Source organism: Psychromonas ossibalaenae ATCC BAA-1528 (genome assembly GCF_000381745.1).
GTDB classification, from domain to species: Bacteria; Pseudomonadota; Gammaproteobacteria; order Enterobacterales; family Psychromonadaceae; genus Psychromonas; species Psychromonas ossibalaenae.
Map to the genome: position 1 here is coordinate 1 of NZ_KB907050.1, position 13,385 is coordinate 13,385.

Here is a 13,385-nt window from a genome sequence, read left to right on the forward strand (position 1 = left end):
TTACAAATAGATGCAGCCTCACGAAGTGTTAACTTTAGCTCCATGCAACGTGCATACTCTTCCCAAGCATTACATTTATGAAGCTTGGCCAAAGGTGTTTTTGTTTTATAATTAAATGTCTTATGGCAACTCTTACGATAATATCTCTGTGTCTTACCAGCTTTGCCCCACTTTTTAAAATGACTCGAATGACAGTGAGGACATTGAGATGAATTATCAAACATAGGCTGAAACATCTCATTAATGGTGATTTCAGCCTGTGATGCTTGGATCGACTGGTGAACAATTTCTCTTTGAGCAGGTGTCATCGCTAGAAGAGTTTTAGTTATTTGGTTAAGTTGTTTGGTAAATGATTTAGTATCCATAGCTTTTAGCTTCAATAAGTTATGCGTACTTACAAGTATAGACAACAACTATCTGGAACAGAGCCAGCAACTGATATCAGCAGTTATTTAGACTTTGCCTTAAAGTTGTTTTTTGCTTTTGGTTTAGCTTTTGAAATCCCGATCGTTACTTTAGTCTTATGCTGGACGGGGGCAACAACGCCTGAAAAGTTAAAGGAGAAACGTCCTTATATTGTTGTCGGCGCATTTATATTCGCTATGTTATTAACACCGCCGGATGTTATTTCTCAAACATTACTCGCAGTGCCAATGCTTCTATTATTTGAAATAGGTTTATGGTTTTCACGTTTTTATGTGCGTAAAGATAATGAACAAGATGAAAACGAAGAAAAGCTTCAAGACTGAATTACTCTAAACCTGAATTATAAATCTTTTTAAAAAGAGCTGTCTGATTAAACCGAACTCAGGTTGATTTATCTTCTTTTTAGCTGGGGTTAGTTAATCGCTAAATTGACGTTCAACATATGAAAAGCCTATCCCTTGTAAGATCTGTTTCTTTGACAAGTTGCCAAATTTTATGGAAACTCTATCTCTCTTTAATTCATTGTTACTTTGAAATGGGCTATAAATAGTTTGCTGTTTTATAATAGATAGCCACTTATCTCCAAATTTGCATGCATCACCATACAATAGGATGTTATTTACATTTAGAGTCAATAAAAAATTATAAAGGCTCAGTCCAAGGGACTTACCGGCATCATCGACAATATAAGATACGATGGGATCATCTTCTTGGTAGAGCTGTAAACAGGTTGAAAAATCAAAATGTGTTGACTCTTTATCAACATTAAACGGATTTGTTACCTTAAACCTCGAACGACATGTTCTTAGTATCGCATTTGTTGAAGCAATCGTTTCCAAACAACCGAAACGTCCACAGCCACATTTTTTTCCATCGAGTTCGACAATAGTATGACCAATCTGACCGCTGCCATTAAGCTGTCCACGGTAGATTTTACCATTAATCAAAAAGGATGACCCAATGCCATAATCGACATTTATCACACAGAAGTCGCTATCTGTTGAGTTGGCAATCCACTTCTCTGCCAACGCAATCATGACACAATCATTCTCAATTAAAACCTCAGTATTTAGTTTTTGTTCTAACAAATAGCGAATTTCAATCGACTCATCCCATGCCGCTTGTGGCATTGACTGCGAGGCACCCGCTTTGATATCGACGACGCCATGTAGTGCAATAGCAATTTTAAGCAGTTTCTTCTGACTACTCGCTTTGTATAACCAGAAGACACGCTCTATTTCCTTGATTAGCTGTGCCGGTGTTTGAGGTGATATATCGAAGACGTTATCATTACAAATTGGGTTTATATTGCTATCAACAACGAGTGCATGAATACAGTGCGGCGATACATGAAGGCAGAGAATATCATAATCTAAAGGTGTGACCATATAATGACCGGCACTATTTCCTCTGGAAATAGATTCGGATTTTTGACATATAACTCTACCTGAATCAACCAATTGAGCTAAGATTTTACTCACAGCAGGGATAGTCAGCTTAATCGCTTTAGCTAGCTGTGATTTTGACATTATTTTATGCAGGTATAACTGTGCTAAAATAGCGTCCGTGTTGTACTCTCTTAGATGTCTGTTACTTAGTCCCTGATTAAAATTGCTCATAATAACCTATAAATAGTTAAGGCAAATGCATTACATTTTACCGTGCTTTTCCTGTTTTATGTGTTCTATGTGTTTTATGTGCTTATAGTTATACCATTGGTTGTAATCTAGGCTTTTCCTACGCACGTCTTTAAGTTGCATTTCGGGTTGTTCCAATAAAATGCTTTTAGTTTTTATAACATTTTCTTAAATAAACGCTGCCCGTTACACATATGAGCGAGCAGAAAATTGTGACAAATAAAGTGACTATAGGCCGTAAACAACCTTGAACGGCCTAATAAATTAAAGGTTTAACTAAGGGGCTGTTTGTTGTTCTGGTACAAATTAGATTGTAAAATTCGTTATATCACTGTTTCTAATTTAATTGTAGCCTGAGGCTCTTGCTTAACCTTAACTCGAAGCATTATCTCACTTTTTTGGTTTTTATCTAATAGTGGTACTGCTTCTTGACTATGAGCATCTATTGGATACTGCTGTGGCTCAAAACACATATAAGAAGCTTCAGACTCAGCAAACTCTACTGGCCTATATAAAACCCAATAATTTTCCTTACTAAACACATTGATCTGTAACCCGGGATCTATTCTATTAATATAAACACTCTGCTCTGGCGCATAGAAGCAGTTATTTATCCAACGTTCTGGCACATTAGTCGGCGTAGTAAAGTCTAAACATTGTGGAATCTTCTCTTGGTAATCTTCCGGCAAGTTATTTTGCCCTTCCGGCCAATATCCTTTGGCGTTAAAACATACCTTATCTTTAGGTTCACAAATAAAATAAGGATGTAAACCTAAGCTATATGGGAATGGAGACCCCATATTCATAACACCAAGCGATATTGATAACCCAAATTCATCTAAGCTGTAAAGCAGTGTTGCTTGATAATGGTACAGCTCAGTTTTTTTATCGAGCGTTAGACTCACTTTTTGTGCATTACAATCACTCAGATGCCACTCAGAAAGCCAACCATCTCCATGTAAAAAAAACTGGCTGTCCTTTTCATTAATTGGTAATTGAACCCAGTGCCCGTCACAGTTAAATTTATTCCCTCGAATACGATTAACTAAGGGTAACATAGGAAAAAGGCCGCTAAGGCTTGCATCTTCAATGACATTATTAGGAGGCCGGGGGCGAAAAATATCAGTATCACCATAGGTAAATCTATCGACGCAGCCGCCTCGGGTGTTAATTGTTACGCAGTATTTATTCAAGGTTAGTGTGATTAGTGCCATAACTATTTCCTAATTCAAGAGCCTGCGTTCAGCAGGCTCTCTTGGGGTGTTAATTCACCAATGTTACGCTATAAATAAATTCTTTATAGTCGCCGTCATGAACAAACTCAGGAGGTAAAGCGAACCCTAGGTTCATTAACTCAGCCCCGCTGTATATTGCGTCGTGATCCGCATATGGCCATGGTATTTTTTTTCCATCGGCCATCCGGTAACGAACCGAAGGTTCACTTAGCATTTTCACTCGATACAAGCTGTTATTTTTCAGTCCGCATAGCTTAATGTACTCGTAGGCAGCGGCCGCTCGAGCACGTTGCTTAAAGATAGCTAATAATCCATTTTCGCCTGCATCATCAATAACTGCCCAAGAGACAAAACGCGTATTCGTTGGCGGAGATAAACGCCAGAATTGCCCATTGAAGATCAAGCTGTTGTATTTGCCCCAAATGTCAAGGTAATGCTTCGCTATTTGACGTTCTTCATCTGAAAGCGATGTAATATCACATATATACCCCATAGAACCGAACAGAGCGACGGCATTACGAAATGCAAATGGAGTGCTTCTACCGACCTGATGATTAGGAGCCGGAGATACTTGATTTACAATCGAAGAAATCGGGTAAACTAATGAAGCTCCATACTGGATATGCAGTCTATCGGCAGCATCGGTATTATCCGAGGTCCACGTTTCCGGCATGTAATAAAGCATACCTGGGTCCAGGCGCCCACCACCAGAAGCGCAGTTTTCCCAAACAATTTCAGGGAAACGCTTAAACAGTCTCTCCAACAATTTGTAAAGTCCGAGAATATACCGATGGGCGGCCTCTTGCTGCTGATCTGAATTTAACACCGCCGAACCAACCTCGGTCATATGGCGATTCATGTCCCATTTCACAAAGGTTGTTTTAGTTGCCGCAAAGACCTGCTCTAAGCAGTTGTAGAGATATTCGGTTACTTCCTCACGCCCAAGATCGAGAATATATTGGTTTCGCCCATGGGACGCCGGATGCCCTGCAGTATGAAGCATCCAGTCTGGGTGAGAGCGATAGAGATTCGAATCCTTATTGAACATCTCAGGCTCTACCCAAATACCAAATTCAACTCCTTTGTCACGAACCGAATCAGCAAGAGACTTAAGTCCTTTAGGAAATTTATTTTCATCTACGACCCAATCACCAAGCGACGATGTATCATCGTTACGACAGCCAAACCACCCATCGTCCATTGTCATTCGTCCAACGCCATGCCGTTTACAGTGCTCTGCAAAGTTGATTATTTTTTCTTCATTGAAGTTAAAATAGGTTGCTTCCCAATTATTAGCCTGACTTGGTCTAGGTGTTGACTTCCATTTTCCTCTTGCTAAGCGCGTACGGTATAGGTGATGAAAGTTCTGAGACATTCCATTCATGCCGTCAGAGGAATAAACCATCACAGCTTCCGGTGTCTGAAACGACTCACCGGGGGAAAGCTGCCATCGGAAGTTATGCGGATTTATCCCCATCATCACGCGAGTCTGATCATAAGCACTGACCTCAGTATGTGCTAGAAAGTTACCTGAATAGACCAGACTAAATCCATAAACATCACCTTGAAATTCATTGCTATCCGGTCGCTTTAATGCAATAAATGGATTAAAAAAGTGTCCTGAGTTACCGCTGTTGCTATGAACACTGGTGACGCCTTGTTGTAGCTGGCGAGATTGCATCTCAAATTCACGAGCCCACGCCCCACGCAAGCTAAGAAGCTCAAAGTCAGAATCTAAAAAATCAATTGCCATTGACTGGGCATTCAGAATCTCTATCGAGTGTTCACTTGTGTTTCGAACAAGGGTAGAACGCGCGATAGCACTGACGTTAGAAAACACAGTAAATAGAAGGTCAACTTCGATCTTATTTACGTTATCACGCAAAGTGATTGTCAACGTTGTACATTCATCACTCTTTTCACAATAAGTCGCGGGCAGCCCAGATAGTTCAGGCTTACCACTTTCTATACGATGCGCTGCATATTTTAGCGACGAAATAGTGTTTCCGTCGTGATGACGGATATGCAGTGCTGGATAACGCAGATCACCGCGTCCCCAGCCTGGATATACCATTGGGACATCACTTTCAGAGAAAGCTGGGTCATTCTCATCTGGGCACGCAGCGAAAACCCGGGGGTTATGAGTCATAACGTAGGAAGGGTTCGTAAAGGTTTCTACCTTTCTACCCGTGTAATAATGGCGAAGGCCACCATCGGTATCGATACCGATAAATGACGAAACATTATAACCTTGTAAAGAGAAAATAAGATTATTTGTATCAAATGAAATTGAAGGCATATATACATCCATATCTATAATGATTGCTCTTATAAGGAGCTGAAAGAGCAACCATGATTAATACATTAGTGAAAAACTACACTTCCAAACAGAGTGCTTCGGTTTTGCTCTGTTTTTTGAACAATACAGAGGTAACTGCATATTCTATAAGCATCGCTTTTACGTGTAACGGACTAGTACTTTGGAGCATTTCTTTTATCTTTATTGATCGGCTGATATCGAAGCCGTCTGTCGTATTGAGCGCATCTACCGCATTAAGACCAAGTTCCCCCATATACTGGACGAATAGGCAATGAATCTTATGGTTTTCTTGAATATCCGCATCAAAAACAACAAGGTCAGGCAAAGATACGGCAAAAAAATCATGCTCGATAGTATCGCTTATTCGGGTCTGCCCCCACGCTTTCATTTTGGAGAATAATTGCCGTGCCTTATCTGCTTGACCTAAGCGCATTGCAGCGGCCCCTTGATAAAACAGGTAATCTGCAGGTTGGTCATTATAGTACTTACTTTCGGTGATCTCTGATGTACCGGCACTTGCTTTCTCAAAATGATTTTGTGCCTGACGCTTATCTCCCATTAGGCGATAAGTTTCACCAAGAAGAAAGTAAATATCGTTATCTGTTTGACCCACAAGGCGGCCTTCACCTACGTTTTCAGGATAACTTAAAGCCGACTGCAAATACACGAGCGCATGTTCTAGCTGATTGTTGTGAATAGCACCAATGGCTTGTAACTGCTTATGGATAAGATATTGCTCAGTAATCTTGCCTTCTCCACCCTCCCAAGGATGATAATTGCGTTTTGTAAGCAAGCATTCAACGACATCATGCTTTCTGGACCAATTTAGAAGAGCAAGGTATTCAGAACAGAGATCATCACGTTTTAACGTTGTCTCTTGGTGGAGTTCCAGCATTTGCAAACGGTATTCCGGCATAGTTAATGCGCGTTTTTTCAAATGATCCAGTTCAAAAAGCACCCTGGCATCGTTGGAATTAAGCTCGAATGCTTTATTAAGATATTGAATTGCAGTGGTTACATCGTTTTGCTTATTAAACGAATAGATCGCAAGGCACCGATATGCGCCAATAAAAGAGGGCTGTTCAACTAAGACATCTTTCCAAAGAGCAGCTGCTTTTTCATAAGACTTTTTGGCGTAGTGAAAGCAGCCGAGCAGATACTTAGCCTGTGGGCTATCCGTGAGAGAGCTCAACAGATCGTGCTCACCTAAAGTGTTAGGGAACAGCACGCTTGTCTCGAAGTTATTCTCTGCTTGGGTAAGCAGTGAATCTCGGTTTTCCGGCTGCAAAGCGGCAAGCAGAAGCGTTGGTAATGCTCCTGTCGCTCCCATTTTCACGATAACCTCTGCAGCCATTTTGTCCTGACCAAAAGACCGATATAGGTTACAAAGGTGGATCGCCGTCGCATCCCGTTCTTGACAAAGCGTAGTTAATGCGTCCCAGTCAGAAGGTAAGTTTGTAATGTAAGCCCGCTGGAAATAAAGAGCATAGCCAAGAGGGTGTTCTGACAGCATTTGATCAATATATTCGAGAGCTTGCTGGTGTCGACCTAGCTTGGTTAATATAATTGCTTTCAACGATGCTGCGTTATTACTGAGCGTATTATGAGCTAGTGACTGCTCAACGTAATCTAATGCATCATGATAATTGTTCTGAATCAGAGAAATTCTAGCTACTGCGTAGAACCCAGTATCTTTATAGTTACCACTCCACGTTGATTTAAAGTAATGACTAAAGGCACTTTCTAATTCACCTAACTTCTCAGTTATGCACCCGAGCGTAAAGCTTGCCTTGCCGCAGACTGGGTTTTTGTTATAACAATGAGCCCGATCTAGTGCTGACTGTGCATACTTCTTAGCCTGTAGATATTCTCCTCGCTCATATTCTAGCGTCGCAATCGCTAAATTATTGCGGTAATCTTTAGGATCTCGTGATACTGCCTCTAAGTAATAGTTTACTGCTGATGTTGTAGCATGATGATACTGTTCTAAATGCTGACCTATAAAATAGAGCTCATCAATACTTTCCACAGCTTCTGGTTTATTAGGCGCGGTTGCTGGATCTGGAGTTAGTTCTTGTTTATCAATATGCTCTTGATAAGAAATATGTTTAAATCCATCTTGGCTGCAAATCTCTATTGTCAGCCGCCCGCAACCTTCAGCATCCAGTGTACGTTTTAGGCTCTCTCCCGTCTTAAGCGATAGAATTTCATCTAGGTAGATCGTTATCTCATCACGTATAATTACTTGATAGCTATCAAGTGGCGAAATCGCATAGATCCCCCAGCCGAATTTTCCATCTTCTTTTCGAGTTAGGTTGAGAGCTAATTCTGTATTAGCATTATGCACATCACCCAAGTCACTATAAGGAAGAAAACATTGCACGAATGACTTTTCTTCATTTGGATCTATCCATGTAAAATCGGGTTGATTGTCGGTAAATACACCAGTCATCAACTCAATATATGGACCATTGTTATCCGTTAGATTTCTGTCCCATGCAAGACCAAAATCGCAATTCCCCCAAGTCCATTGCTTCTTACCAGGGGCAATATGGTGATTGGCGACGTGAAGAAGTCCACCTTGCTCGTTGTGATCATAAGCACCAACAAAATCATAATCTGAGCTAGCAGCCATATAAGATGTAGGTACTGGAATATTCGAATAACGCGAAATATCCGTACCAGGTGAATAATCGACTTTATAGTATGTGCCCGTTGCAATCGGAAAGTCACTAACATCCCGTTTACCATGATCGAAGACCGCAGTTACATCTGGTGGGAAAATACTCTGATGCCCATCACCTGCGGTTACAGCCGGGTTTGACCACCATAAAAATTGCTTTGCCACATCCGTGCCGTTAAATACACGACCGGTAATTTCAATAAGTGCTTTATGAGGGTGGAGGGTGAAACCAGCAGAAACCTGAAGACCATACATGTGTTCAATTTCACCAATCCAAACAGTAACTGAGCCATCGTTATTGTGTTTAATGCTGTAATCAGCGGGCATAAAAGTTGATGGTCTATGGTGCTGCGGCCAGTTAAATTCGATGCCGCCTGAGATCCATGGACCAGTTAAACCAACAAGTGCAGGTTTTACCACTTCATTGTGATATACAAAATCACGTTGCTTTACTTTGTCGTACGCACGATGAATTCTTCCTCCTAACTCTGGTAATAACATAATGCGAATGTAGTCATTTTCGATATATACAGCGCGATAGCTTTTGTCACATTTATGGTCACTAATCGAATCAATTACACCATAAGGATATACAGATCCCGATGACCCTTGATAAACCCGATTTTCCAAAAACATTGGATTTGTATCGACAGCTCCCACCTCATAGGTAGGGTAAACAATCTGCTCTTCCCAGGCAGTCACTTTTTTTTCCATCATATCTAACTCCTAAAGTTAACACTTTTAATTTCAGAATCTAATGGCGAGCATTTTATGTAAGAATAAGGGGCATTTCTAAGCTCAAAGTCACGCATAATAGTAAAGGCTGTTTAGTATTGGTGTGTTTAATATTAACTACTATGACATGATGCTTTTTTACAGATAGTTATCTACAGGATAACTAAACTAAATAGCTGTAGCTTCATTCCTTCCTAATTCCCTACAGGTAGCTTAAATAAAATTCCGAGTAGACGCCTCTCTTTATCTAAATCACTGAAAGCTATTTGTTTTATAAACCATTTGCTTTGTAAACTGTGTTTACTTTTATTTGTGACAAGCAGTGATTAAACAAAATGAAACCTACTGTATCGTTTATTTAGATAATTAAACTTCGTTAAATCGTTGGTTTTAATTAGCACGTTGTTCGACATTTTTCATGATGATTTAAGGTCTTATAAATAAGGCAAATTAATTGTCATAACATTATCTAAAAAGGAAATGAAGATGGCAGGTGATAATCACAAAGTAGGTCTTAACGATAAGATAAGCTATGGTATTGGTTCCTTCGGTGCGAACTATGCAATTGCTATTGTATATATGTATCTTATGTATTATTACACCGATGTAGTCGGTGTTTCAGCCGCTACTATCGGCGTAATATTTTTTATAGCAAGGATTTGGGACGCAGTTAATGATCCTGTAATGGGGTGGGTAGTTAACAATACTCGCTCTAGATGGGGTAAGTTCAAACCATGGATTTTTATTGGCTGTATTCTAAATATTGTTTCTTTAATAATGCTGTTTAGTGCTCACCACTTTTCAGGTTTATCGCAGATCGCTTTTATCACCTTTAGTTATATTTTCTGGGGAATGAGCTTTACATTAATTGATGCGCCTTTCTGGTCTATACTCCCAACGCTAACACTTGATAAGCGTGAACGAGAAAAAACCGCCCCCTATCCAAGGTTCTTTGCAACAGTAGCAAACTTGCTTATGGCAGCTATGGTCATTCCTGCTGTTGCTTATTTTGGCGGAGAAAATGAGGCAGAAGGCTTCCAAAAGCTAGCTATTTTCATTGGTATTGTTTTCTTTATCTGCATTGTAATACTTTTGACTAGAGTAAAAGAAAAATACTCTTCATCAAGCAATAGTGGAACCAAGGAGAGCAAGAAAAGCCTTAAGGACACTATTAAGTTAATTAAACACAATAGCCAGCTATGCAGCTTATTAGTCATGTCGTTATCATATAACTTGGCATGCAATATAATTGTTTCATTTGCTATTTATTACTTTACGTATGTAATTGGCAATAAAGATATGTTCCCGTATTACATGGCTTATGCAGGAATAGCTAACATAATAATAATTATATTATTCCCTTATCTAGCTAAACAATTCTCTAGAAAAACTTTATGGCTCTCCGCATCAATATTCCCTATTCTCGGTTTGTTCTTACTGTTTGCCGTAGGGTTGTATTTCAAAGAGAGCTTAGCACTAGTAATCTTTGCTGGAGTTATGTTTCAAATTGGTACTGCTTTCTTCTGGACACTCATCATTATTATGGTAGCTGACACTATCGATTATGGTGAGCATAAGCTGGGTGTTAGGTGTGAAAGTATTGCTTACTCAGTTCAAACGCTGGTAGTAAAGGCTGGCTCAGCATTTGCCGGCTTATTTATAGGTCTATTCTTAAGTATTACTCAGTTTGTGCCTAACACAACTCAAAGTGATTCAACACTGTTAATGATGAACCTGTTTATGACTGTGCTACCGCTAGTATTTTTCTCCATCACAATGTTTGTCTATCAAAAGTATTACAAGCTAGAGGGAGACAAACTGGAAGAAATTCAAAGAGAACTCAAGTTAAAATATTCTAAAGTAGAAAATTCAGACGGTAGCGATAATCTGGCACCTATTGCAGTGAATTAGATATAGAAACAATTCAATCCAGGGAGTATGGCCATTGAAATTGGTAATATTTAAGGAATTGAAGTGCTAGGTTCAAGTCATTTACCGGGTGAAGATATCGTATGTATTGCGCCAACGGTTAACCCCGGAAAAATATTGACTATCGCCATTACCGAAACAGTCAAGGCAGTTGATAAGCTGCCTTTGTCAAGCTCACAAAACCATCAAAATACTTTAACATCAGATTGTTATTTCTAATCACACATCTTGTGTGAGCGGGGTTCCTTCATTCTGATTTTGGCTGCGTAGAGTAAATTACGTCTTAATTTATACACTCTTTAAAGGACTTAGGCTAGGTACAGTTTAATGCTTAAAGTAAATGTAAGTTAATGCTTTTTCAACACAAAACTATGGGGTTTTATTTATGAATTTTTTTAAACTATCTATTACAGCTGCCGCGGTGGTCACATCATTCTCTACGATGGCCGGCATTAATATAATTGATAATGAAAAGGGCAGTTTTTCTATCGGCGGTGATGTGGAATTTGATTTAAATTATCAAGAAAAGACTAATGAAGTCGCTGGTGATAACAACTCGCACTTTGATCAAACCGGTCGCATTCTGATTGAATTTGCCGGTGAACGTAATACAGATTCCGGTTATTTATTAAAGTTTAAAGCGCAGCCGTTAATGGATACCTCTGGTGTTGTTAATCTCGATGATTCATGGTTTTCTTTTGGAGCAAAAGACAGCTGGGAGGTGAAGTTAGGGCGTTTTGAAGCATATGACATGTTCCCTGTTGGTCAGGATACTTTCCTGGAGTATTCAGGAAATACTGCGAATGATCTTTATACGGATAATGCCGGTTATATGTACCAGGTAAAAGAGGGGCGTGGCCGTGGAGGACAGACTGGACAGTTAATGTACAGCCAGACATTTGGCAATTTATATACCGAAGTTTCCACTATGATTGGTGATCGTTCCGATTTATTTTCCGATACTTATCACGGTAAAGAAATTGAAGGCTCAGGTGATTCAGTTATTGTACGTCCTGTTGTTGCTTATCAGATGAATAATTTCCGGATAGCAGCTTCTATGGAAGCTAATTTAGTTAAAGATGCAATATCATTCGTAGACGGTAGTGAAGGTGATGTGGGTAACCGTACCGGTTATGGTGTTTCCGCAAACTACACCCAAGGCGATCTTTCAGTCAATGTGAATGCGGCTTACCTTGATGCACTTAATGAAGCTGATTCATCTTTAGGGCTTAATGTTTTATGGAAAGGTTTTGGGCTTGGTTATATTTACGGTGTGAATGATTTTGATGCGGATTCCGGCTGGCACGATGGAAAAATTGAAGTTAAGACGACATACACATCTTATGAGTTCGCTGATATTTTTGATGTTGAAGATTTTTCAATCTACATCGGCGCTTATCACACGAATCTGACCGATAAGGGTCTTTCACTTACTAGTAACTTCGATGAAGGTGATGATTTTGGCGGTCGTGTTCGTTTTAAATATTTATTTTAAAGGTTTTTAGAATTATTTCGAACAGGCTTTGTTCTCGTTTGATGTTGGCTCTTTTTGCAGATTGGCTTTAGGTCGTTAATAACTGAATAGCGGATAAATCCAGCTCTACAATCAATCTGTTACATATCAATTACACTGTTATGGAACAGAGCCTTCGAACAACAATAAACCATGTTAAACCAAACTTCTTATTAATAAAATAGTTAAAAATATGAAACAGAATCGTACTTACACCCTTATCTTATTGGCGATGACCTTTTTTATCTGGGGGCTGCTAACTTCAGCAAACAGTATACTGGTTCCACACTTTCAAGTCTTATTTGACCTGAATTATAAACAGTCAATGTATGTGCAAATTGCCTTTTACCTTGCTCCATTTGTAATCTGCATTCCGACATCGCTCTTGATGAATAAAAACGGTTATAAAATGACCTTATCCATCTCTTTAGCTTGTACGGCTGTCGGAGCATGTTTGTTCTTCCTAGCAGTTACCTTCAGGTCATTCGGTGGCTCACTTCTGGCTATTTTTATTCTTGCGTTAGGAGTTGCTGCAATGCAGGTTGTTGCTAACCCTTATGTAACGCACCTTGGTGATCAGGCTTCTGCATCAAGAAGGTTAACTTTTACCTCATCGATTAATTCACTGGGAACGACGCTGGCTCCATTATTTATCGGTTTGACACTAGTGACGTTAGGGATTGCTAATCTTTATTTCTTATTCGCTTTCGCAATTTTTTCCCTAGGAGTGATTATCTTTAAAAGTAATATTCAAGACTTTAAAAGTGATGAGCAGAGTCATTATGTTGAACAAATTAAAGCTTTGTTTAAACGGAAACACTTTGTATTCGGAGCCTGTACTCTTTTCGTTTATGTGGGAGTTGAAGTGGCGATAGGCACAGTTACTATCAGTTACCTTACCGATAAA

Annotated in this window: 9 protein-coding genes and 1 pseudogene; 5 read left to right on the plus strand and 5 right to left on the minus strand. The window is 39.5% G+C overall.

Annotated features, from left to right (window positions below; all coding sequences use genetic code 11):
• Positions 1-365, minus strand: a 365-nt coding sequence (locus tag G327_RS0123070; protein ID WP_019617176.1) for a transposase-like zinc-binding domain-containing protein, incomplete at its 3' end; no start/stop codon positions are given.
• Between the two features lie 54 nt (positions 366-419).
• Between G327_RS0123070 and G327_RS25510 the strand changes: the two are divergent.
• Positions 420-749 (plus strand): annotated as a pseudogene (locus G327_RS25510) (twin-arginine translocase subunit TatC); the annotation flags it as partial.
• Positions 750-842: 93 nt separating this feature from the next.
• Here the strand turns inward: G327_RS25510 and G327_RS0123080 are convergent.
• The 4 genes from G327_RS0123080 to G327_RS0123095 form a co-directional block, all read right to left on the minus strand.
• Positions 843-2,045 carry an ROK family transcriptional regulator gene (locus G327_RS0123080; protein WP_019617178.1) on the minus strand — a complete coding sequence of 401 codons (1,203 nt, stop codon included), beginning with the start codon at positions 2,043-2,045 and terminating at the stop codon, positions 843-845.
• Between the two features lie 341 nt (positions 2,046-2,386).
• Positions 2,387-3,277 (minus strand): aldose epimerase family protein, encoded by an 891-nt coding sequence (locus G327_RS0123085; protein ID WP_019617179.1) that lies wholly within the window; start codon positions 3,275-3,277, stop codon positions 2,387-2,389.
• A gap of 49 nt (positions 3,278-3,326) precedes the next feature.
• The gene (locus tag G327_RS0123090) at positions 3,327-5,597 is read right to left on the minus strand and encodes an alpha-galactosidase (protein WP_019617180.1); all 2,271 of its coding nucleotides are present in this window, start codon (positions 5,595-5,597) and stop codon (positions 3,327-3,329) included.
• Positions 5,598-5,673: 76 nt separating this feature from the next.
• Complete coding sequence (locus G327_RS0123095; protein ID WP_019617181.1) at positions 5,674-9,018, minus strand: DUF5107 domain-containing protein; 3,345 nt, start codon at positions 9,016-9,018, stop codon at positions 5,674-5,676.
• Positions 9,019-9,522: 504 nt separating this feature from the next.
• Here G327_RS0123095 and melB point away from each other — a divergent pair.
• The 4 genes from melB to G327_RS0123115 form a co-directional block, all read left to right on the plus strand.
• Positions 9,523-10,947, plus strand: a complete 1,425-nt coding sequence (gene melB, locus G327_RS0123100; protein WP_019617182.1) for a melibiose:sodium transporter MelB — start codon at positions 9,523-9,525, stop codon at positions 10,945-10,947.
• A gap of 63 nt (positions 10,948-11,010) precedes the next feature.
• Positions 11,011-11,184, plus strand: coding sequence for a hypothetical protein (locus G327_RS26985; protein WP_019617183.1), 174 nt, complete (start codon positions 11,011-11,013; stop codon positions 11,182-11,184).
• 166 nt (positions 11,185-11,350) lie between these two features.
• Complete coding sequence (locus tag G327_RS0123110; RefSeq protein WP_019617184.1) at positions 11,351-12,460, plus strand: carbohydrate porin; 1,110 nt, start codon at positions 11,351-11,353, stop codon at positions 12,458-12,460.
• A gap of 211 nt (positions 12,461-12,671) precedes the next feature.
• The coding region (locus G327_RS0123115) for an MFS transporter (protein WP_019617185.1) at positions 12,672-13,385 on the plus strand (714 nt) is incomplete at its 3' end.